The 23,947-nt window shown below is 36.5% G+C and carries 16 protein-coding genes; 2 read left to right on the plus strand and 14 right to left on the minus strand.

The window, feature by feature from the left end; all coding sequences use genetic code 11:
* Positions 1–19: 19 nt before the first annotated feature.
* Complete coding sequence (locus tag ACFOY7_RS03580; protein WP_390249470.1) at positions 20–646, plus strand: helix-turn-helix transcriptional regulator; 627 nt, start codon at positions 20–22, stop codon at positions 644–646.
* Between the two features lie 510 nt (positions 647–1,156).
* Positions 1,157–2,725: a Vga family ABC-F type ribosomal protection protein gene (locus tag ACFOY7_RS03585; protein ID WP_390249758.1), complete on the plus strand. Its 1,569-nt coding sequence runs from the start codon at positions 1,157–1,159 to the stop codon at positions 2,723–2,725.
* On the opposite strand, the gene ACFOY7_RS03590 is transcribed toward ACFOY7_RS03585, so the two are convergent.
* From ACFOY7_RS03590 to ACFOY7_RS03655, 14 genes are all read right to left on the minus strand, one after another.
* Complete coding sequence (locus ACFOY7_RS03590) at positions 2,726–3,415, minus strand: DUF624 domain-containing protein (RefSeq protein ID WP_390249472.1); 690 nt, start codon at positions 3,413–3,415, stop codon at positions 2,726–2,728.
* Positions 3,408–5,825 (minus strand): glycosyl hydrolase family 95 catalytic domain-containing protein, encoded by a 2,418-nt coding sequence (locus tag ACFOY7_RS03595; protein WP_390249474.1) that lies wholly within the window; start codon positions 5,823–5,825, stop codon positions 3,408–3,410. The genes ACFOY7_RS03590 and ACFOY7_RS03595 overlap by 8 nt, the downstream gene beginning before the upstream one ends.
* A 24-nt stretch (positions 5,826–5,849) precedes the next feature.
* Positions 5,850–7,898 (minus strand): glycoside hydrolase family 65, encoded by a 2,049-nt coding sequence (locus ACFOY7_RS03600; protein ID WP_390249476.1) that lies wholly within the window; start codon positions 7,896–7,898, stop codon positions 5,850–5,852.
* A 1-nt stretch (position 7,899) separates the two neighbouring features.
* Positions 7,900–10,170 carry an AraC family transcriptional regulator gene (locus tag ACFOY7_RS03605; protein ID WP_390249478.1) on the minus strand — a complete coding sequence of 757 codons (2,271 nt, stop codon included), beginning with the start codon at positions 10,168–10,170 and terminating at the stop codon, positions 7,900–7,902.
* A gap of 163 nt (positions 10,171–10,333) precedes the next feature.
* Positions 10,334–11,872: a type 2 periplasmic-binding domain-containing protein gene (locus ACFOY7_RS03610; RefSeq protein WP_390249760.1), complete on the minus strand. Its 1,539-nt coding sequence runs from the start codon at positions 11,870–11,872 to the stop codon at positions 10,334–10,336.
* Positions 11,873–11,923: 51 nt separating this feature from the next.
* Positions 11,924–12,793: a carbohydrate ABC transporter permease gene (locus ACFOY7_RS03615; RefSeq protein ID WP_390249480.1), complete on the minus strand. Its 870-nt coding sequence runs from the start codon at positions 12,791–12,793 to the stop codon at positions 11,924–11,926.
* The gene (locus tag ACFOY7_RS03620; protein WP_390249762.1) at positions 12,794–13,696 is read right to left on the minus strand and encodes an ABC transporter permease; all 903 of its coding nucleotides are present in this window, start codon (positions 13,694–13,696) and stop codon (positions 12,794–12,796) included.
* Between the two features lie 408 nt (positions 13,697–14,104).
* A complete protein-coding gene (gene mmsB, locus ACFOY7_RS03625) occupies positions 14,105–15,265 on the minus strand; it encodes a multiple monosaccharide ABC transporter permease (RefSeq protein WP_390249482.1) in 1,161 nt (386 codons plus the stop codon).
* Positions 15,249–16,799, minus strand: coding sequence for a multiple monosaccharide ABC transporter ATP-binding protein (mmsA, locus tag ACFOY7_RS03630; RefSeq protein ID WP_390249484.1), 1,551 nt, complete (start codon positions 16,797–16,799; stop codon positions 15,249–15,251). Before mmsA ends, mmsB begins: the two co-directional genes overlap by 17 nt.
* Before the next feature lie 77 nt (positions 16,800–16,876).
* Positions 16,877–17,998 (minus strand): multiple monosaccharide ABC transporter substrate-binding protein, encoded by a 1,122-nt coding sequence (gene chvE, locus ACFOY7_RS03635; RefSeq protein ID WP_390249486.1) that lies wholly within the window; start codon positions 17,996–17,998, stop codon positions 16,877–16,879.
* 319 nt (positions 17,999–18,317) lie between these two features.
* Positions 18,318–19,520, minus strand: coding sequence for a response regulator transcription factor (locus ACFOY7_RS03640; protein WP_390249488.1), 1,203 nt, complete (start codon positions 19,518–19,520; stop codon positions 18,318–18,320).
* A 5-nt stretch (positions 19,521–19,525) separates the two neighbouring features.
* Positions 19,526–21,319 carry a cache domain-containing sensor histidine kinase gene (locus tag ACFOY7_RS03645; protein WP_390249490.1) on the minus strand — a complete coding sequence of 598 codons (1,794 nt, stop codon included), beginning with the start codon at positions 21,317–21,319 and terminating at the stop codon, positions 19,526–19,528.
* A 19-nt stretch (positions 21,320–21,338) separates the two neighbouring features.
* On the minus strand, positions 21,339–22,337 hold the full coding sequence (locus ACFOY7_RS03650) for a substrate-binding domain-containing protein (protein WP_390249492.1): 999 nt from the start codon (positions 22,335–22,337) through the stop codon (positions 21,339–21,341).
* 679 nt (positions 22,338–23,016) lie between these two features.
* On the minus strand, positions 23,017–23,859 hold the full coding sequence (locus ACFOY7_RS03655) for a putative RNA methyltransferase (protein WP_390249494.1): 843 nt from the start codon (positions 23,857–23,859) through the stop codon (positions 23,017–23,019).
* Between the last annotated feature and the right edge of the window lie 88 nt (positions 23,860–23,947).

Genomic DNA, 23,947 nt, shown 5'->3' on the forward strand with positions numbered 1-23,947 from the left:
GTGCTTAGGAGGGGCCACCGTGAAGCAATTAGAAATGACAACAAAGGATAGAATACTAGAGAAGTTAAAGAAAGATATATCTCTTTCCGTAAACGAATTAACCAGTTATTTAGAAATCACTCATATGGCTGTAAGAAAACACTTAAATACATTAGAGAAGGATGGTCTTATTTCCGGTCAGTATGTGAAACAGCCTGTTGGAAGACCTGTTCAAAAATACTCCTTAACAGCGAAAGGAAATCGACTTTTTCCCAATAATTATGAGTCCCTCAGTGTCGAATTTTTAAAAGACATTCAAGATTTACATGGTGAAGATTCCATTTTCCATCTATTTAAAACAAGAGAAGAACGCCAAACGAAGAACCACACTGAGCGTATTAGAAAGTCAACTCCGCAAGACAAGGTAGAAGAAATGGTCAAAATACAGAATGAAAAGGGGTATATGGCGGAATTAAACCAGATTGATGATACCCATTATGAAATAATTGAATATAATTGCCCAATTTTTTCTGTTGCTAATGAGTTTCATATCGCTTGCCAATGTGAAACAAATATGTTCAAAAAGGTATTAGGGACTGATGAAGTGGAACGAATACAATGTAAAACTGAAGGGAATAATCATTGTCGATTTATAGTTAAATTCTAAAACTTCCTTACTTTTTACTTATCGGGATTTTCTCTAACTTTTCTAATTCCTGCCTAGTTTCCAACTATATTAATAGTGCTTGGGCCACCCCAAACAATAACCACTTCATTCTAGCAATCGGCTTTAGCAAATTTATGAGGTTTATTATTCAAAACTCCTCATTAGTTTCAAATGATAAGAGTTTTTAAATAATTTTGGGAATATTCAGTTTCCTGTTGACTTATGTCTTTGATTTCCATATACTGTTATTAACAATTTACGAAAGGGTGAACCTTAGGCCAATGAAGTTATAATCCTATTTTTAAGAAATATTTTCATAACGCTTTTCCCTAACCTTCACATAGGGATTAGTCTGTCTTTATGGTAAATATTCAGAATAGGATTAATACAGATTTCCTAAGGTATCATAATAATAGAGGTATGTTTATCACTATCTTTATGCCCTTTAGTCGGTATGTCTCCTATTCTGAATAAGAATTAGGAGACTTTTTTGCATTGGAGCGTGATAGCATGCTGTTACAAGCAAAACAGCTGAATATATCTGTTCAGGCAAGAACACTTATTGAAATCGACGCACTTGAGGTTCATGAAGGTGATCGCATTGGTTTAGTTGGCAAGAACGGAACAGGGAAAACCACTTTATTGCATACAATTGCCGGGAAACTAGAACCAGAACAAGGAGATATTTTCCGTTACACAAAAATAGAATTACTGCCACAATTAAAACAACCAGATGGTCATAAAAGTGGTGGAGAGATTACCCAAAACTATATCCAACAAGCCTTCACCAGAAAACTTGGACTTCTCTTAGCCGATGAACCTACAACACACTTGGATACAAAGCATATTGAATGGGTGGAACAAATGATGAAAAACTGGCGAGGTGCTTTTATTGTTGTTTCCCATGACCGTGCCTTTCTAGATGCAGTTTGCACCAAAATATGGGAAGTAAATAATGGAACGATTCGAGAATATAATGGGAATTATCAAGCTTTTCAAATAAAAAAACAACAAGAGCTGCAACAACAAGAACAGGCCTACGAAAACTACCGGACGAAAAAACAACAGCTTGAACGGGCGCTTGATTTAAAAGAACAAAAAGCGAATCGAGCAACGAAAAAACCGAAACACACCAGTCAATCAGAAGCAAAAATCACGGGAGCAAAACCTTATTTTGCGAAAAAACAGAAGAAATTACAACAAACAGCTAAAGCAATAGAAACACGGTTAGAAAAACTTGAAAAAGTTGCAAAGCCATTCGAAGAAAAGTCTATTGAAATGGAACTTCCCCATCAAGCTAAAGTAAAAGGACGTAACCTGATTCAAGTTCGACACCTCAGTGGAAGAGTTGGGGATAAGAAGCTGTGGAAAGATGCTAACTTCCTTATTAAGGGTGGGGATAAAGTAGCTGTAATTGGTGAAAATGGCTGCGGAAAAACAACCTTAATTCGAAAATTATTAGCTGAAGACCACCATGTTGTTATATCCTCAGCCTGTCAAATCGCTTACTTTAAACAAGATTTATCCTTACTTGACCTGAATAAATCAATAATTGAAAATGTGAAAGAAACCACCAAACATGATGAAACTTTAGTACGAACAGTGCTAGCAAGGCTTCACTTTTTCCGTGATGATGTATATAAAACTGTCCGTGTGTTAAGCGGCGGAGAAAGGGTGAAAGTTTCCTTAGCGAAGATCTTCTTAAGTGACAGCAACACATTAGTTTTAGACGAACCAACCAACTTCTTAGATTTAGAAGCAATGGAAGCTTTAGAGAAATTACTCATTAATTACGATGGCACCGTCTTTTTTGTGTCACATGATCGAAGATTTGTTGAAAAGGTAGCTACTAAAATTATTTCTATAGAAGAACAGAAACTTATCTTTTTCGATGGTAACTATCAACAATTTAAAAACAGAAGCCAGATGGGAAAGAAAGATGATTTAGCAGAGCAAAAACTGTTAATCGAAACAAAGATAACGGATGTTTTAAGCAGATTAAGTATCGGACCATCTGAAGCACTAGAAAAAGAATTTCAATCCTTACTGAAACAGAAGCAAGCCTTAGAAAAGCACTGATCATTCGTATGATGAGTGCTTTTCCTCTGGATTAATTTTGATAAAAACAAGCAATGATAGAAACGCTAATATAGACCCAGAAAAGAAAGGCAGGAAAATCGCTAACATCTGAGTAATAATATATAGAAAAACGATACTAATGAAACCGAGTGACATTGATAAGATTGGATGACCAAACATTACTGTTGCGACATGTTTAAACAAATCCAAAACCCTTCCGTGAATATAATTGACACCAGAACAAACAAGTAATTGATAAATAAAAACAAAGAATCCCAGAACAATAAAGATATAGGTTAAGACAGAGTTCCCTGCCTGCACAACATAAATAAAATCAATTAACAACACTATCCAGAAAACAGCGAGCACTATCCCTATCCTCATACTTCTTTTATAATTAGTTTTATAATATAACCAAAAATCATGGAATATCTTTACATCTTCCTTTTTAATAAAACAATTTACCATCGCAAAAAGCGCTGTAGTAGAAGGGTACAAAATAAATGGTGCCAGCAAAAAGATCATCCCTGTCAGAACAAACACCACCCCCATTGTGTCTGCTAACAATAAATTAAATAGAAGAAAGACTAGCGGTATGTTAAAGAGGACCCAAATCAAATTTACAATAGCAAAACGATAGATCCAATCTGCAATTATATAAAATCCACCAAGTACTCCAACATTATGCATCCATATCACCCCTTCTAGTAGTGGATTGAATTTTTAGTGTTTGGTTGGGTTTCATTTTAATATCTAGGTACCTTTCCCCATATTCAGACATGGATACTTCTCCTTCACCAATCCACTCGTAATCTTCTAAATATTTTGGCAAACATATCGTGAAAATTGAAGTTCTCACAGAAACGATTTCGGCTGAGAACATTGTTTCAGAAACATTCCAATCAAAGTTTACCTTTCCTGTGAAAAAATGAAAATTGCAAACACGTCCTTCTATCCAATCTGCAGGTAATGCCGGAAGGAATCTGATCATGCTCGTCGATACATAAAAAAGCATTTCCTGTACTGCATTGACGATTCCTAAATTAGCATCCAATTGTACTGGTGCATAGTTAATCTCCATAGATAAGCCCATATTTCTCCAGTCATTATGGACTGTATACAGGTTATTCAGCAAACAAGCACGCGACAAGCGATCAAGGCAAAGAAGTGCACGATTGCCATCCTCCAATCTTGCATAAATACTGGCCATATGGGCAAATGACCAGCTTGTTTGTGCACCAAGCTTCCTTTTTTGTACAGCTTTCTGAAATGATTCAAATAACACTTCATTCTTTTCTTTCACCACTTCCCTGCCTGGAAAAACTGGATAGATATGTGATAGGTGTCTATGTTCTTCATTATCATCAAACTGTTCATTCATCCATTCTCTAACAGAACCATCGTGATTCAATTGATAGTCCGGGATCTTTCCAAGCATATCCTGCCATGCAGGGACCTCCTCCTCATATAACGAAACATGAGAACTGCCTTCGATTAAATTGGCAAGCAATTCCTTCATGATTGCAAAGTCCATCGTAGCATTGATCGTTGTGGGCATCGGATGCGGAACTTGTTTATTGCCCTGAGGCATATAATTCGCTGGTGTATTCTCTGGTGACACGGATGGATAGTATTGATACAGACCACCTTCTCCAACAACTAAGAAATCATGATAAAACATTGCCACCTCTTTCATAAATGGCAGTGCTTTTTCCTTTAGAAATACCTGATCCCCACTAAATTGATAGTATTCATAAAAATGCTGAGCCAGCCATCCAGCAGCAGAAGTCCAACTCATAATAACTGGTACCAATTGATTCGGTTTCCCGATACCAGGTGTTGATCCAGCAGGTATATAGATTCCGCGACACCCAAATAACTTCATTGCATTATCACGGAAATCATCCATTAAACGGATATAATAATCTACCAATGAAAGGTTATACTCTGATAATCCACCAACAGAAGCATGCCAATACATCATCTGAATATTTTCATTCGCCATCCGGTGGCTCCACATTAATTGGTAATCTCCATGCCACAATCCATACATCGCAAATGGCTGACAGCCCGGTTTTGTACCAGAAATAAATAAATAGCGTCCATATGACCATAATTTTTCGATTAGCCTTGATGGCGCTTTTCCTTTATATGCTTGTAATAGTAACTCCTCATTTGAATGTTCCTGCTCATCGCTTGTTATTCGTAAGGCGGATGAGAAATATAGTGGCTGGTAGATTTCTAAATGACTATTCAGCAATTTTTCATAGTTTCCATCCATATCGTCCAATTCATCCCTTAATTGAGACCATTGCTGTTCACTATCTCCATCAACAAAAACCTTTACAAGTACTGTTAAACTAGTTGAATTGAAACAACGTATATTTCCTTGCTCTGCTTCTTGCTCTCCACCTTCTGCTATTATTCTAGCAACTGCACCAAAATCCGCTCCATCTTCATTCGTTGCTTTGTAGTAAAAATAATGATTATCGGCTATCGTTCCAACTGTTTTCATTAATTCATCATATCTGTCTTGAATCCGTGGAGTATCTGTTGGATGTAAGCAAATACCTAACTTTGCATTAATGGAATTTTTCGTATTTGCCTCAATCTTATAGACAATTATATTATCAAAATGTGACACAAATAGACTTCGAGTAAATCTCTTTTCTTTTTCTTTCCATGACACACAAACTTCCCCTGTTTCCATATTAATCCCCCGAGAGTAATCACTAAAACCAGCTTCACAATTCATTTCCACTTGCAGATCTCCAAGTGGAAGAGGACTCGCTAATTTAGCGAAATAATCCCGCTTCTTTACTTCCTTCGTTAAATGCCAATTTGCTTGATCGAATTTCCCTTGATCCATTAACTCCCTTGTTTCCTTTAATGTATGACTAACATCAGGCAGTTCTCCTTTCACTCCCATATGCCATAATCCGGAGTGATTGATTAAAATCGTCTCTTTTTTTATTGCTCCATAAACCGCTGCACCAGTTTCGCCATTGCCGGCCGGTAATGCCTCGCGCCACATATTTCTCCACCATGAGGCTGGATATTGTAAAATCAGCTTATTCCGATCTGCAACATGATCAAACATAACATCCCATCCTTAGAGGTAAAATTAGATATATTTTTGAAAACCTTCTGCCTCAATAGTCCAATTATTTTTAGGAAAACCCGGATATTCTCTGTCACTGCACTCACTCCAACCTGCAACCATCATTGCAATAGCAATTAATAATCCGCCATTTCCAGGTAAATATGCAGTTAATCCTGGTCTCTGATAATTATGGCCATTTGGTAAATACTTATTTTTCACTGCATCCATTAATAAAAAGTCAACTGCCAGCTCTGATTCACCTAAACGAGCAGCTGTCATAGCACACATTGGAAAATCCCATCCCCACGCCGTATCCCATTGCCACTGTTCCTTCACTCTAAGCAACGTATTTTTCATGACTTTCTTATCAATTAATGAGCCCGGTAATATCCCGAATGCCGCAACCATAGAGGGGTGATCATGATTCTTATCTGTGAAAGTATTCTCACAGTTCTCATGAGCTAAATAAATGCCATCCTCCACTCGAGGCTGCTTTAAATGCTCTGCAACTTGGACCCATTTCGGATGCGGTTCCATTTCCAATCTTTCCGCCCATTTCACTGCCGTTTCTAAACCATATTTCCAGTATTCTATCTCATATGGCGGGTTTTTTGAATCTTCCATCCGATGGCATTCTTGTGCTGGTATTAATGGAGGAGCTAGAACAAAGGCTTTCCTCTCTTCCTCCCATTCCACAAAATCCGCCATAAAATTTGCTGATTCGAAAACGACATCCTTATATTGATGAAGGATAGCGGAAGATTGATTATCACGGTAAATTAATTCTGCTAACATGATTGGATGCGGCTGTTGCCATATCAATCCCGTTGCAACTGGTGATGGGCTTTGTTTCCCGTCAACCCCGACCATTTTTGGCCAGCGTACTCCCTCATAGCCTTGGCTCATTGCGAGCTTCTTTGCAATAGGTAAAATATCGTTGAACCATTGTAAGCCTCTATTTAAAATATCTGCTCTCCCCCATAATGGAAAATGGGCAGCATGCCACCAGTACATCTCTAAATGGGCTTTACCAAACCAGCTATTGTACATCAGCCCTGTTTCTTGCGGCGGAATATCCCCACTGCTGTGAATCCTTGTTAAATATTGTGATAAAATAACTCGTCGCTCTAGTTCACCCGCTCTTTCATCTGTACTGCCCTCAAAGGACACAAAAGCCCCACCCTGCCAAAAGTCTTGCCAAAACTGCTGTGAATTTTTAACTGTTTTTTCCATCGAATTTCCTTCCATTTCTTTCACAGGACTATAAGTAACGGTGAATCTATACTCATTTGCTTGTGGGGGAATTAGTTGATAATGATGAGTATCAATATGGTTAAATGCTGCACCACCTTTCTCCAATTGCAGATAATAGTAATCATCATCCATCTCGCGCTTTAGCAGAACTTGCTCTTCGTTATGGTTTACTACAGATGTTTGATGTCTGTCTTCATCTTCCCAATTTAAAGCAGTCGCCTTTGACCAACTATTATGGCTAATATCAGGACAAGGAAATGACTGGATGAGGCTTATCCTTCCTGATTGCAATAATGGTGATACAATACTCACCCCTATTGTATCTGTTTTTGTATCACAAACAGTTTTGACTATAACTGCCTGGCCTTTCACTTTATAACTACTTGTTATTATCCCAGACCATAAATCTTGTTCTTGATTGATTTCTGTAATTTGGCTTTCGTTAACCTGCTGTCCATTCTCGTCTAAAAATTGCAATGAAAGTTGACCAAGCTGTAATCTATGCGGGTTTTGCCTAAGCCAGTGATAAGCCTTCTCCTTATTACCCGGCTTCATCGGATATGGTACCCGACGACCTTGGTGGTCAAATAATTGATACTCAATATCTTCTTCATTATAGAGACCTTTCCCATTACTAGAATGCCAGCCCCAATTTGACTGTGTACCTAATGGTGTTTCGTATAAATGAGGAAATGATTGCAAACCTGTAAAGTCAACGCTATAGCCAAAATTACTATTACCAAGGGAGAGTGGCGATAATGGCTCTATTTGCGTTATTTTAGGATTGTGTTTTTTTACAATTCGTTTTCTATCCAATCTAAATGCCTCCTTTTGCATTTTGATCCATCTCTTCTACCACGGAATTCATTCTTCGGTATTTCCCTGGTGTCATATCATAATACTCACGAAACTTTCGAATAAAGCTATTTTCATGTTGGTAACCTACCTCTACAGCAATATCTGCCACCTTCGTATCCGTTTTCACCAATAGCTCCTGCGCTCGCTCCATCCTCAGTTTAGTAAAATATCCATAAATTGTGTCATCTATCTCTTCTTTGAACCATTGACTGGCTAAACTGACACTGACTCCAACTGATTCTGCAATTTCCGGGATGCCAATCGGTTCGTTTAAGTGTTCTGTCATATATTTGATCATATTTTTACATTTAATATACCTTTTGGATTCATTTAATTTCTTTATATTTTCAATTTTCTCTGAAATGATTATCTTCATCCATTCTGAAATATCATCAATATCCATTGTTTGCAATTCGATATCTGAAACAGAAGAAATAGTATCATGGTCCTTATAAATCTCTTCTTTTACCTTCTTCAGGACATAGAATGCCTGTTTTGGATGGATCGTTTCTTTATTTATAAGTTCATGTAAATTACTGATTACTTCTATTTGCTGCATTGGATCAGCCTTCTTAATTAACTTTACCATCTGTTCCGCTTTCGACAGGAAGCTGGGATGGCTGTAAATCTCTTCTGAATGAACAAATATGTTCCCATATCCCTCTAAAATCCGGTATTGTAAAGCACTTTCTGCATGATTCATCGCCTCCTTGACATCTTTAACATTTGCACACCCTTCGTTAATCCCAACAGAGACAGTAAACTTTAAGATATCTTCTACATTTGAAAGCGCTATCTTTAAATGGTTAGTCAAATCTAATTTTTCCTCAGTTGGTTGAATGATGAATATCATTTTATCTGCACCAATATCAACTGCTTCTACAAGAAAATGGGTTGATAAAACTTCTGCTATTATATTCGCCATTCCCGATTTGACAACTGGATGATAATTTGCTGTTACTTTTTTGCGCCAAACTGGATAATTATCGATTGATACAACCAGCAGTTGAATGGATTGATGGTTCCATTCCGGAAAATAAGCCTGCCATTTTTCCAGCAATTCCTTTTCATTGACTAGCTTCCCTATATAAATATCATAAATGAATTTAGATTTTGCTTCCGATTTTACCTTTTTGATTAAATGGGACAAGTGAGCATGATCGCTTACCAGGTCATCTATAATATTCTCTAAATAGATCAAATCCCTCTGGTAATCTTGATTATCGTCTACAGCCAGCAGTTCCTTCAATCGCTGAATTGGCCGAAGTTCTATAGAATGAATAATGAAAATAGCTATGCCGCCTAGTATCAAGGCAATTAACGAAACGACAAATACGCTATCTCTTATCGTCTTGGATTTAGCTAGAACACTCTCCTGTGATACAACAGATACATACTTCCATCCTGCAAAATTAGATTCTATGCTGCTTGTTAAAAGGATCTTATCATTATAATTGATATCAAGTAAGTTATCTTCCCTTACCTTTTCCTTCACATATTGGACGGTTTCTCGATCAAAAACGTGATTATTTGACTGGTATAAGATTGTATTGTTATGGTCTAAAATATATTGCATACTATTGGATTTTGTTTCATCGGGTGATCTCAGTTTTGAAAATAGTTCTTTTTCGTTCAAGTTTATAGCAATGAGACCCACTGCCTTACCTCTTATACTAATTTTCCGGAACAACGAGATGTTCGATCCTTTATGTTTAGCACCTTCCGGTAATGTTCGGTATTTGACTACCATAGAAGTATCATCTAACTCATCCAAAACACTAACCCACTCAGCATCATTAAAGTTTGCACTGCTAGAACTGTAACCTTGAGGAATTGCAACAAAACTATCCTGGTTTATATGATAAATATAAATACTTTGAATTACAGAAGAATTTTGCGTAATTGTCGTTAACGTATTATAGATTTCTCTGACATTCTGGTATGAACTCTTTCCGTCATTGGTTAGAAATTGATAAACATTCTGGTCAAGGGCTAATTTTACAGCAATCTGATCTGAGTCAATCAAATACTCATCAATATAATTTTTATTGATTTTCAACATTTGCTGTTGTGGTTCATTTAATTCCTGCTTCAAAACCTCTTTAGACGTGTAATAAGAGGAAAAACCAACGATAATGATAATAAAAACAACAAGTATCATTATAAGCAGCAAGAGCCTTGTCTGTGTATTGGATAATTTCCTCCTGAGCATAATTGGTAACCCTTTCATTTTAATTCACCACTTTCTATCATCATCCGTTTTTCTTATTATAGTATATGATAGAAGTCTTCGGTAAATTAATTCTTCATTTTCTTCCCATTTAACCAATAAATTTATTTATCATAAAAAAAGATTCACTCCTTCTCGAGAGTTTAGAGAAGGAGTATATTAATTACTTCGCTTTGTCATACCATTCTTGCACACGCTTCGTTACTTCTTCACCACCTGATTGATTCCATCTTTCAACGAATTCATCAAATTTATCAATAGACCATTCACCAATAACGATTTTCGTTAAATATTCCTGGAATAACTTGTGTGACTGGATATCCGGATATCCTTCATAAACGGTTGAAGGCATCCCGTCACCTGCAATTCTTCTTGCATCTGCCTTACTTACTTCAAATATATCACTGATCATTTGCTGCTCTTCTTCAGGGAAGGAGTTTTCTATTCTGACTTTCATTGTTTCGTCTGTTGTAAAATTTGCCATTCCCAGCACAAGCGGCTTTTCGTCTGATGATGGTAATAATACTTTTTCGCCATTAACTACTTCATGTTGCATACCTTCAATACCATATGTTACAAATTCCTCATGTGCAGGATCATAGAAGAAATCAAGAAGCTTTAAAGCATTAATGGCATTATCTTCCGAAGCTTTTGGAATAATCCATTCTGGTTCACCCATGCTCTTTTGAGTAATAAATCCATCAAACCCTTCTACTTCAGGTAGAGGCATACCAACAATATAAGGTTCTGTGTTGCCTTCTCTCATTGCAGTAATTTTTTCTCCCAAGTTTGCCGGAAGATGATACCAGCTGCCCACAAGGTTATTATTTATTTTTGCCGCCCATACATCTCCTTTGTTCAAGAACGTCTCATTATCTAACAAACCTTCTGCATATAGATCGCGAATAAATGCAATAGCTTCTTTCATGTTCTCAGAAGTCCCGGCATAGTTGATCTCCCCATTATAAATATCCCATTCTGGATAACCTTCCCACATCGCTACACCAAACATGGCAAATAAGTGATCCATCCATCTGCCAAATTCTCTTCCACTTGTCGGGAGCTCATCCTGTTGTCCATTTCCATTAGGGTCTTGATCACGGAAAGCAATCAACATTTCCTTATATTCTTCTAGGGTTTTCGGCATATCCATCCCTACTGCATCCAACCAGTCTTTTCGTAAAAGTGCAGCTCTTTCAGGAATGAGATAAACCTTTGGGATATAGTAGATCTTTCCATCTGGTGATGCAGTTCTTACAATATTCCATGCCTCCTCAGGTATTTTCTCCCAAGCATTTGGTGCATACTTTGGCAATAATTCATCTAACGCTAATGCTCCACCCTGATTAATTAATGTCTGTTCAACTCCTCCTATTGGTCTTAAAATATCAGGGAAATCTTCTGATGCAATCATTAAGTTGATATACTCGGCAGGATCTGAACCTGGAGGTGTTGTCATTAATTCATACTCCACTCCTGTTTTTTCTTTAACATACTGCAAATGAGGACTGGTACTATCAGGGATTGTTCCTTTCCCCATATGGCTCTTAAAAACAGTAACTACCGCGCCTTCACCACTTGACTCATCTGCTGGTTCATCTGTACCACTTGATTCCTCCGCTTCATTTGTTGTCTCACTTGCATCCTCATTAGAAGAACAGCCACTAACAATTAACAAAGCCATGATAAACGCAGCCAACATTAACAAGTAATATTTCCTTTTCACACGAAAACCTCCCCAATTTTAAAATGCTTATTCTTTTAATGAACCAAGTACTGCCCCTTTAACAAAATATTTTTGCAAATACGGGTAAACAATAACGATAGGAACAGTTGCAAAAATGATGGTAGCTGCTTTCAAAGTAGTTGTATTAAAGTCAAAGTCACCCAAGATTAAATCAACAGCTGCCATTTCTTCCTCTGATGTAAAAAATGCCCTTAAACGCATTTGTAATGGCCAAAGATCTGGATTTCGCAAGAATAATACAGCGGTCTTAAACGTATTCCAATAACCAACTGCATAAAATAAACCAATGGTTGCTAACACAGGCTTGGATAACTGTAAATATATTTGAAATAACAATCGGAATTCATTACAACCGTCTATTCGAGCCGCATCATCCAGATCTTTGGGAATATTCATAAAAAATGTTCTAACAATAACCATATTAAATGTACTTACTAACCCAGGAATAATTAATGCCCAAATGGAATCCATTAAACCAACTTCCCTTACAGTTAAAAAGAAAGGGATCATTGGTGCATTGAAAATCATTGTGATGACCATAATCAACATTATTGGCTTTCTAAGCATAAACTCTTTTCTTGATAATGGAAACGCTGTCAAAATAGTGAATAACATACTTAGCAATGTTCCGACAACGGTAATAAATACAGTCACACCGAATGCTCTCCATAAAACCTCATTTTGGAGAATATGTTCCCATGTCGCTAAAGTGAAGTTTACTGGAATTAAAAATACTTTCTTTGAATCTGCAGCGATAGGCGAACTGAATGAAACAGCTAATAAATGGAGGAGTGGTGCAATCATGGTTGTCGCTAGCACAATTAACAATATATAATTAAATGCTTGAAATATTTTCTCTCCAATAGATAATTTCATTTACCACAACCCCTGTTCTGATTTTCTCGCCAGTCGATTGAAAATCCACAGTAAAGCAAAACCAATTACTGACTGGAAAAGCCCAATTGCTGTTGTTAAGCTGTACTGGCCTTGAAGCACCCCAGCCCTGTATACGTAAGTTTCGATAATATCACCAACAGAATAAGTCATTGGTGTTAATAAGTTATAGATTTGATCAAAGCCAAGTTCCAGGAAATTACCGATATTTAATAAGAACAATACAGTGATTGTTGGAAGCATTAACGGTAAGGTGATATAGATTGTTTGTTTAAAACGATTGGCTCCATCTATAACAGCTGCTTCATAAAGACTTGGGTTTATTGCTGTTATTGCCGCTAAATAAATAATTGTACCCCAGCCAACTTCTTTCCATATCCCTGAAATTACTACAATGGAACGGAAATACGCTTCTTCCTGCATAAATAAGATTGGTGCATAGCCAAACATCTCCCGGACCGCATTGACGATCCCTTGATTTGCTAATAATTCAAAGACAATTCCGCCTACAACCACCCATGATAGAAAGTGTGGAAGATAAAACAAACTTTGTACTGTTTTCTTTAAAATCAGTATTCTAACTTCATTAAATAACAAAGCCAAGATAATTGGCGCCGGAAATTGAAAGACTAACTGGTATAGAGCAATTAAGGCTGTATTTCTTAATACTTCATGGAAATCCTTGTAATTAAGTAATTGCTTAAAATTTTCCAGTCCTACCCATGGGCTTCCCGTTATACCATTAAAAATTTGATAATCTTGAAATGCTATTACACTACCCATCAATGGAATATACTTGAAAACAATATAATAAATAATTCCCGGCAAGATCATCAAATATAATACCCAATGTTTTCGAATATTTTTAACTAAACGATTTGCCATCAGTTGTTTCTTACTATTACCTTGTGCCAGTACCTTCGCTTGTTCTCCCATACACTCCCCCCCTTTCTTTTCTTTGGAACAATCATACCGTGAGGGAAGTGAATTTAACAATCAACTATTCCTACAATTACTATTCAATTCCTGTAGATTACAGTTTATAAGGAATTTGTTGAGTTTATATTGAAATGGTTTGTTCTTGTGTATCTTATGTAGAGCAAGAGAATCTCGGATTAAGTTTGGAAAAAAGATACTTTTAATATAGGAGTGTGACAATGACTAATCTTAAAAGTACTTTGATATCGTTCCGTAAGAATTACCATGCTTCAACATATTGATTAATGTTGCTGGAAACAATAAAAAAAACTGAGCAGAAAGCAAATGCCCAGTTTATCCTTTATATAACTTAAATTATCCTTTTTTCTTATTATAAACATCAAACCCTACTGCAACCAATAACACCATACCTTTAATGAATTGTTGCCAGTCAATTCCGATACTAATTAGTGACATTCCATTGTTCATAACACCCATCACCAGACCGCCAACAATGGAACCTATAATTGTACCGACACCTCCAGCCATTGAAGCACCACCGATAAATACAGCTGCGATTGCATCAAGCTCTAACATATTTCCTGCTGCTGGTGTGGCAGAATTTAACCTTGCTGCAAACATTAAACCTGCTAATGCCGCTAGGATCCCATTGTTTACAAACACCCAAAACACAACGCGTTTTGTTTTAATCCCAGACAAATCCGCTGCCTTTTTGTTACCTCCTGTAGCATATATATGTCTCCCCATTATCGTATTGTTCATAATAAATGTATATACAATAATCAGAATAAGTACAATAATTAGAACGGTTGGAATCCCTTTATTCAAGGCTAGTTGATATGCAAACCAGTTAATAACAGAGATAAGTGCTATTAATTTTACTAAAGAGACCCACAATGGCATTATATCAAATTGATATTGAATTTGGGTTTTTCTTTTATTAAACTCCAAGTATATTAACACAACTGATAATAAGATTGATAGAACCATTGTTGTAATGTGTAAACTACCGTTACCAAACATGTCCGGAATAAAGCCACTGCTAATTCGTTGGAATGAATCTGGAAATGGCGCTAAAGATTGACCATCTAATAAGTAAAGCGTAAGGCCACGGAAAATTAGCATTCCGGCAAGTGTTACAATAAATGATGGAATACCAACATATGCGACCCAAAAACCTTGCCATACACCGATAAGGGCACCAGCTACAAGAGCAATAACTACCGCAGCCCAAACCGGAACATTCATATTAATGATTAATACTCCAGCTATTGCACCAATAATTGCTACAACCGAACCTACAGATAAGTCGATATTTCCTGTGATAATTACTAATACCATCCCAACTGCCAAAACCAGGATAAAGCCATTCTGTAAAATTAAGTTCGTTAAATTTAATGGTTTCAGATTCACACCATCTGATAAGAAGAAGAAAAGCCCTGTTATTAAAATCAATGCAATAACCATGCCATATTCTCGCATATTATTACGGAATAAATTAGCGATTGTCTGCATGACTAGTCCCCCCTGCTCCTGTCATGTAATGCATTACATTTTCCTGATTTGCTTCACCGCGCATTAATTCACCAGTAATTCGCCCTTCGTTCATTACATAAATACGATCTGAAAGGCCGAGCACTTCTGGTAACTCAGATGATATGACTAATACTGCTAATCCTTGCTCAGCTAATTCATTTATTTGAGTATAAATTTCGAATTTCGCTCCAACATCAATTCCTCTTGTTGGTTCATCTAAAATTAAAATTTCCGGCTCCGTAAATATCCATTTACTTAGGACCACTTTTTGCTGATTCCCGCCACTCAGATTACCTACATGCTGCTGAAGTGTTGGTGTCTTTATATTTAATTTCTCTCGCAACTCCTGTGCCTCGACTATTTCTCGATTTTCATTAATGACAGAGTTTTTAGAGATTCTTTTTAAATTGGATAACGTGATATTATGTTTAATATCATCAATTAGGTTCAGTCCGTAAGTTTTACGATCCTCAGACACATAAGCAATTCCTGCTTGTATTGCTTTACTCACTGTATTTGCTTGAATCTGTTGTCCATTTTTATATAGCTCACCAGTGATTTTATTACCATAAGTTTTTCCAAAAATACTCATTGCAAATTCAGTTCGCCCTGCACCCATTAAACCTGCAACCCCAACTACCTCACCACTTTTTATATGAATATTCACATTATCAATTACTTTCCTATCACTATGTTGCGGGTGATATACATTCCAGTTCCTTACTTCAAATAGCACATCCCCAATAGTGGATGTTCGGTGAGGGAAGCGACTCGTAAGTTCACGTCCCACCATCCCTTTAATAATTCTTTCCTCTGATGCGCGTTCTGCACTTGTATCCATTGTTTCAATTGTTTGGCCATCACGTATGACAGTAATTGAATCGGATACAGCAGAGACTTCATTTAATTTGTGGGAAATGAGAATAGAGGAAATTCCTTGTTTCTTCAAATCCAACAATAGTTTTAATAAATTCTCACTATCGGTTTCATTCAATGCAGCTGTTGGTTCATCTAAAATTAGCAATTTAACATTTTTAGAAAGTGCCTTTGCAATCTCTACTAATTGCTGTTTCCCTACTCCAATATTCATAACAGCAGTTTCTGGAGAATCTTTTAAACCTACCCTGTCTAACAATTTCTTTGATTCTGAAAATGTTTCTTGCCATTTAATTACCTTGTTAGAATGCCTTTCGTTTCCGAGAAAAATATTTTCAGCAATAGATAAATAAGGGCTTAAAGCCAACTCCTGATGAATAATGACAATCCCTAATTCTTCACTTTGTTTAATATTTCTGAACTGACATTCTTGTCCTTCAAATAAAATCAAACCGTCGTAGGATCCATAAGGATAAATCCCACTGAGTACTTTCATTAAGGTTGATTTTCCAGCACCATTCTCACCAACCAATGCATGAATTTCTCCTTTTTTGACTTGTAAATTCACATCGTCTAAAGCTTTAACACCTGGAAAATTTTTCGTAATATTCCGCATTTCCAATATATAATTTGACATCTACATTCACCACCTTTGAAAGATCGTAGCTTGAATAGGTTTAGCGGTGATCGGAACCACCACTAAACCATCGTTACTTATTGGAGTTCATCTTCAGAATAGTAGCCACTATCGATTACTATCTCTTGGTAGTTGTCAATATCTACAGATACTGGATCTACTAAATATGTTGGTACTACTTTTACTCCGTTATCATATGTTTCTGTATCATTTACTTCGGCTTCTTCACCTTTCAGAATGGATTCCGTCATATTTACTGCTACTGCTGCCAAATCCCGGGTATCTTTAAACACTGTTTGCGTCTGTTCACCAGCAATGATTGATTTGATTGAAGCCAACTCAGCATCTTGACCAGTAATTACTGGTAGTGGTAAATCATCAGACCCATAGCCAACACCAGTAAGTGCTTGGATTACGCCTCGGCTGATTCCATCATAAGGGGAAAGCACCGCATCTACCGTTTCTCCTCCAGAATAGGCACTACTTAAAATGTTTTCCATTCTTGATTTTGCTGTATTACCATCCCAACGCATTGTCGCTGCTTGTTCAAAATCTGTCTGGCCGCTTTGGACAATTAATTTCCCTTCATCAATATATGGCTGTAATATACTCATCGCACCATCCCAGAAGAAGTAGGCATTGTTATCATCAGGTGAGCCACCAAATAATTCAATATTGAACGGCCCTTCTGCATTTGGTAAATCAAGTGCTTCTTCCATATAAGATGCTTGTAATACCCCTACTTGGAAATTATCAAAAGTTGCATAATAGCTTACATGCTCAGTCTCCATAATTAAGCGGTCATATGCAATTACCTCTATTCCTTGCTCATTCGCCTTTTCTAATACATTTGTAAGTGCAGTACCATCAATTGAAGCGATAACAAGAGCTTTGGCACCTTTTACAACCATGTTCTCAATTTGCTCAATTTGTTTATCCACATCATCTTCTGCATACTGCAAGTCCGTTTCATATCCTAAGGCTTCTAGTTGTTCCACCATATTGTTACCATCATCTACCCAGCGTTGGGAGGATTTTGTCGGCATCGCAACACCGATTAATCCACCTTCTGTAGCTTTTTCACCATCAGAACCTCCCTCATTGTTTCCTCCTCCTGAAGTTTGTTCACCGCCCCCACCACAAGCCGCCAGGAAAAAAATAAAACTGAATAATAGTGCAAATAAACCTAACTTTTTCATAAAGAATCCCCTTTCGTATTTATATATTAGTATCTTTCTTGAATCATACTTTACATTAAATTACCAATGTAAGGCTTTACATTTATTTAAACAGTTTTTATAAAAATTTAATCTAATAGTGGAAAAAGCTACAGGAGGATAAGTGTGCTGTTTTAAAAGGTATTTTAGAGGTTAAAGAGATAATGATATGTGAAAGGGTGATATTAGGCTTTACTTTTCTTTTTGTAAAATTATCTTCTTCCACTCGCCTTGTTAACTCTCGGATTAATGATTAATGATTAGAAAAAAGCCCCTCCTTTAAAGGAAGAGCTCTTCTAGTCTACTGCAGATTTTTTGTTTTATATTGCTTTGGTGACATACCTTCCACCTTCTTAAAAGAGGTACTAAAATAATGTTGTGAATCATATCCTACTGTTTCGGCAACATCACGGATGTTCAGGTCAGGACACTTTAATAATTCTTTCGCTTTCTTTATACGCATTTTTGTCACAATATGGACATAGGTTTCCCCTAAGTCTTTTTTTATCATCTTACTTAAATAAACGGCAGAAACATGAAGGTTTTCTGCAATACTTTCCAATGTTAAATCCGCTTTACAGTAGTGTTTTCTCATATATGTCAATGCTTGTTTTACAATAGGAGATAGATGAATGTAGTCATTTATCTCATTTTTACAACGCTCATATGCATGTGTTAGTTGTTGATAACCCTTTCCCCCAGTATTAACCATCTGCACATAAACTACCTGATTCGTGTATAATTTGACAGCAGCTTCTATTTCTATTGGAAGATCCCTGACGACTTTGTCCCAGATAAATACTTGTATCCATTTGGTTTGATCTTGAAGAATAACCGTAACATAATCTTCGACAATCTCTTTTGTTATATTTTCAATTGCAGATAAATAGATTTTTCTATCATTTTCTGAAAGCAAAACATGATTAATTTCTTCTTCAGACCACTTGATTAATAATACGTGTTCGGGTGTTTCTATAGGAAGCTGTAAAAATTCAAGTTGTGCTTTTATTTCAGAGTCTGATAGTGTGTTATTAATCCAATCTGTAAAAAATCGTTCTTTCAACTGGGAATGATTTTTTTTAAATGAATTAGTTGCTTGCTCTATATACACTTCTTGCTTTTCTCTTCTTTCTAGTTCATTTTTTACACCATATAAAATTTCATTTAATTTCTCTGGATTTACAGGCTTTAGTAGATAATCCTCCACCTGCAGACGAATAGCTTCCTGAGCATAACTGAAATCATCATAGCCAGAAATGACAATCATTTTGCAATCTATCTTTTTTTTTATTTGCTTCATTGCTTCGATTCCATTTAAAATAGGCATATTCAGATCAATTAGAAGGATGTTAATCTCTTCATTTAATGCTAGTTCTACTGCTTCTTCTCCATCTTCCGCTTCCCCGACAACTTTCATATCCAATTCTGACCAATTTACTGCCGATCTGATACCATCACGAATAATACATTCATCATCTGCTATTACCACTTTCCACTTCGCCATTGTTCCTACCCCTTCTCTAAATATTGCTCTTTAATAATTGGTAACAGAAGCTTCACACATGTACCTTGTCCTTTCTCACTATCAATCTCCAAGCCATAATCATTCCCATATGCTAATTGTATTCTCGCCTGCACATTTAGTATGCCATATCCTTTTTTATTTTGGGATTCTGCGTTCTCTGTCCTTTTTACAGCCTCCTTTATCGCTATCCTCAATGCATCAAGCTGGTCTTTCTCCATACCCGCTCCATTATCAATGATTTTAATAATTAATTGGCTAGCTTCCTTCTCAGCAGTAATATTAATGTGACCCGGCCCTCTTCGTTCTTTAATCCCATGGTAGATTGCATTCTCTATAATCGGTTGTAAGATAAACTTCAATGTATAACAGGCATGCACTTTAGGATTCACTTTCATTCTATAATTCAGTTTGTCTCGATATCTTGTTTTTTGTATCTTTAGATAACTTTCAATATGCTCTATTTCTTCTGATACCATGATGGTATCACGTCCTTTGCTTAACCCTATTCTGAAAAGTTTCGCTAAAGATTCGACAACTTCAGCTACGTCCATTGCTTTATGTTTTCTAGCCATCCACTGAATAGTATCTAGTGTGTTATAAAGAAAATGCGGATTTATATTGGCCTGTAAACTGCGAAATTCTGCATCTCGCTTTTGCCTTTCCTGTCTTTCCGTTAAGCTTATTAGTTCCAGAAGCTTTTGCAGCATTGTATTAAAACTACGGCCAAGCAATCCAATCTCATCATATCGTTTGTCCATATATCTAACGTTGAGATCACCACTTTCTGCCTTTCTCATAAATGTCATCAATTCGACTATTGGTTTAGAGATAGATTGGGATAGATAATAGCTCACCGGAATCCCAAAAATCATAATAATAAAAATAAAAACAGTTAAATAGAATCGAATTTCTCTAAGTTCAAATAACGATTCTTCTGCAGGGAATACACCAACAGTGGTCCAATCTGCAAATGGCGAACGTTGATATATAAACTGTATCCTTTCATGATTAATTGTTTTAGAGAAATTTCCTGAAGGCTGCTCGCTGATCCACTCTAATGGAACCTTTTCCACAATTGGTTGATTAGGCAGGTAAATGTTTTGCCCTTTATTATCCACAACCATTAGATATCCACTTTTTCCAAGTCGAATATCTCGTGCAGTTTCTGCAATAACCCGCAGCTTTAAATCAATCAGTATGACCCCGCGAACTTCACTGGTAAAGGGATCAATTACTGCACGAACTACTGACACAACATCTTCATTTTTATAATCCACAATTGACGTAAGTCTTCTCCCGTCAGGTCTGCCGAGAATATGAAAAATACCGTCATTTTTTACCGCTTCTTCATACCAAAAGCTCTTCGTCAGATCAATAACAGACGGGGAGTACAATTCATTACTAATATATTCTCCTTCATTACTAACAACCATAATACCTGCTACCTCTGAAGTAATTGTCGTAAAACTTCTTAAGAAACGTTGGATTTCATACTTGTTTTTGAATCCATCAGACTCATCCAGGAACTGTTGCACCTCATTATCTGATGCAATCATATATGTAATGCTTTGCATATTGTTAATATGAAATTCAAAAGTCTGGTTTACCTTGCTTATAAGTTGCATCGTATTGTCGTTTGCCTGTTCTTCCAAAACTCTTTCTACTGTCAGGCTTACCAGTATACCTAGACAAAGAATCGGCAAAATACCGATGAAGAGAAAATGAGAGATTAATTTATACCGGATTGGTATATTGTTTATTTGTGTCCATTTTTTCAAAATAGTTCACCTATTCTAATTATTCATTTGGATAAAAATCATCTACATTTTCTTTTGTTACAATTGTTACTCCAGTGTCTACAAAACGAGGGAGACTCGTACCAGCTTCCATTTTGCTAGCAAGTCCATGCTGAAGATGGAATAAGTGTTGCAGAGACCAATAACCCATTTTCCATGTACCTTGTGCTAATGTCGCTGAAATTACACCTTCCTTTACCATATCTAACGTCCCTTTATCTGTATCAAAACTTATAATATGAATTTCGTCTTTCTTTTGTTGCTCAAGTACTGATTGTCCCACTCCCACTCCTCCATTAGCCTCTGAGGCAAACACTCCCTTTAAATCCGGATAATCTCTAATCATTTCATCCACTACTTCCTTAGAAGTCATTTGATCTCCTCTGCCATCTGTTAAGGAAACCACCTCCATATGAGGATACTCTGATGCTAGCGTTTCGCGGAATCCTCTCGTTCTTTCTAGATGGTTTAATTGTTTTGGGTGTGTTACTATCCCTATTTCTCCCCTTTCATGTATTAATTCGGCCATTTTGTGTGCTGCTACAACTCCCGCTTGGAAATTATCTGTTCCCAGAAAAGAATGGGCATTACTATCCGGGGCATCCGCATCAAATGTAACAATAGGAATGTCAGCATCAATCGCCTTATTAATAACATCATTTAAAGCAACAGGGTGCATCGCTGAAACGGCAATCCCGGCTGGCTTCTTAGCGATTACCTGTTCCAAAACAGTAATCTGCTCATCGACATCATATTGGGTTGCTCCTCGATATTCCACAGAAACATTCAATGCTTCTGCAGCATCTTCAAACCCTTTAAGTGCCCGCTTCCAGTAATCGATACCTGATTGAAAAGTTACCATCACATAGTTCTCGTCAATAGTGCCTCTCAGTTCATAATCTGACCACTGACTATTTGTTGTATTATCAGATTGATATTGATAAACATATAAGACGAATAGACCAATTAGCAGAAGATAGGCAAAAAGCAGCTTTTTCATTATGTAACCCCTTTCATAATGAACGACTAAAAATACATTTCTATTTCTTAATATACTAAAAGATTCCCTTTATTTGTACAACCACTTTTGGGAACTTCTATTTATCTAGTGTATATAATAGACATATGAAATCGAAGGAGATAACATGAATTGAGAAAGATAGTTGTCTAAACTTTTAACCGAAAAATTCCATGCATTAATAGTATTGAGGAAGCACCTTACAAAGTGGAAATAGAGGAAAAAGCATTACACAATATTCATTATCACGTGAAGGAAATGGTACGCGTCTCATCGTCGAATCCCGTATAATTACGGCAATTGGTTCATCAACTAACAACGACAATGTTTGGTTGGACAATAAAATACTTATATAATGATCCGTATGAAAAACTTGTGAAATAGGTAGAAGATGAAGTGACTGTAGATTATTAAGGCAAAGAGGATGAGGCATAACTAAAATAACTTATCCAAATAGCGAACGATCCCATTTATAGAAGTAGACGCTGATACTAAGTATAGTCAAATACGCAGACTCCCGCGGGAACAGCACGAGCTGAAGAGCCCTTAGGAAAGCGTTATTTGTTTTCCGATCAAGCTGAAGCCGTGCCAGCGGAAATGCAAGTATTTTGTCGGAAGCGATGGAAAAACCACTTTTACAGATGATCAATATAATTTTGTCTTAGCTTCTCTTTTGTGCAATTAAAATATCTAAATCAATCGTTATCTCATCTAAAGAATGTATTCCTGCATTCTTTCCCCATGTCAATGGTGTCATATCTAACAGAGCCTCTTGATAAACCTGTTCTACCTTCCATTTTTCTTTTAGCCTTTTCACTTTAACATCAGGAAAATATTTACGAAAATTTTCTATCGTCTGATCGTTTGAATAGGCTTTCTGTTCATCTGTTAATACTAACTCTCTTATTTCCTTTAGATAGTATGTTTGAGGAATAACTTTTATTACTATACCGTCATCCTTTAATAAACGGGAGAATTCGACATAATTAGCTGGTGATAAAATATTTAATAATATGTCAAATTGTTTCGATTGAAAAGGACTTTTGGACAAGTCGCCTACTGTCCAAATGATATCTTCATAATATTTAGCGGCTGTCATAATCCCAACTTTCGAAATATCCATTCCGACACCAATCATATTTTCCTTATTTGTTTGTTGCAGGATCTGCACTAAATGAGAGCCCTCGCCACAGCCAATATCTAAACAAGCAGAAGCTGATGAAGTAATAAGCTCGTTTATTACTGTGGCAATCATTTGATGCATTTTCTCGTACATCCCTGCATTTATAATTTTATGCCTTGCTTCAAATAATTCTCTGCTATAATCTTTTGGAGAGGCTTGCATTAAGTAGTTGATATAACCTTTTTTAGCGATGTCAAAAGGGTGATTGGATTTACATTTCACTATGTGATCTTCTACTATTATTCTTTCCCCGCAAATTGGACATGCGAATAATGGGTGGTGTTTCTCTATTAACCGTGCGGCTTTCTCTATTTTTTTCATCAAGCAGACAACTCCATCGTTTTAACTACATCTTAACTTGATAAGATTTCGATTGCAAATCTATTTAGTCAAAGAAAACTGGTGCCAC

This window comes from Gracilibacillus xinjiangensis (assembly GCF_042651765.1).
In the GTDB taxonomy this organism is placed as follows: Bacteria; Bacillota; Bacilli; order Bacillales; family Amphibacillaceae; genus Gracilibacillus; species Gracilibacillus xinjiangensis.

What these genes read in the sequence shown, in the direction of transcription:
- ACFOY7_RS03585 (WP_390249758.1), top strand. Translation starts at nt 1,157, where the DNA reads ATGCTGTTACAAGCAAAACAGCTGAATATATCTGTTCAGGCAAGAACA.
- ACFOY7_RS03590 (WP_390249472.1), bottom strand. Translation starts at nt 3,415, where the DNA reads ATGCATAATGTTGGAGTACTTGGTGGATTTTATATAATTGCAGATTGG.
- ACFOY7_RS03595 (WP_390249474.1), bottom strand. Translation starts at nt 5,825, where the DNA reads ATGTTTGATCATGTTGCAGATCGGAATAAGCTGATTTTACAATATCCA.
- ACFOY7_RS03605 (WP_390249478.1), bottom strand. Translation starts at nt 10,170, where the DNA reads ATGAAAGGGTTACCAATTATGCTCAGGAGGAAATTATCCAATACACAG.
- ACFOY7_RS03610 (WP_390249760.1), bottom strand. Translation starts at nt 11,872, where the DNA reads ATGTTGGCTGCGTTTATCATGGCTTTGTTAATTGTTAGTGGCTGTTCT.
- ACFOY7_RS03615 (WP_390249480.1), bottom strand. Translation starts at nt 12,793, where the DNA reads ATGAAATTATCTATTGGAGAGAAAATATTTCAAGCATTTAATTATATA.
- ACFOY7_RS03620 (WP_390249762.1), bottom strand. Translation starts at nt 13,696, where the DNA reads ATGGCAAATCGTTTAGTTAAAAATATTCGAAAACATTGGGTATTATAT.
- mmsB (WP_390249482.1), bottom strand. Translation starts at nt 15,265, where the DNA reads ATGCAGACAATCGCTAATTTATTCCGTAATAATATGCGAGAATATGGC.
- mmsA (WP_390249484.1), bottom strand. Translation starts at nt 16,799, where the DNA reads ATGTCAAATTATATATTGGAAATGCGGAATATTACGAAAAATTTTCCA.
- chvE (WP_390249486.1), bottom strand. Translation starts at nt 17,998, where the DNA reads ATGAAAAAGTTAGGTTTATTTGCACTATTATTCAGTTTTATTTTTTTC.
- ACFOY7_RS03640 (WP_390249488.1), bottom strand. Translation starts at nt 19,520, where the DNA reads ATGGCGAAGTGGAAAGTGGTAATAGCAGATGATGAATGTATTATTCGT.
- ACFOY7_RS03650 (WP_390249492.1), bottom strand. Translation starts at nt 22,337, where the DNA reads ATGAAAAAGCTGCTTTTTGCCTATCTTCTGCTAATTGGTCTATTCGTC.
- ACFOY7_RS03655 (WP_390249494.1), bottom strand. Translation starts at nt 23,859, where the DNA reads ATGAAAAAAATAGAGAAAGCCGCACGGTTAATAGAGAAACACCACCCA.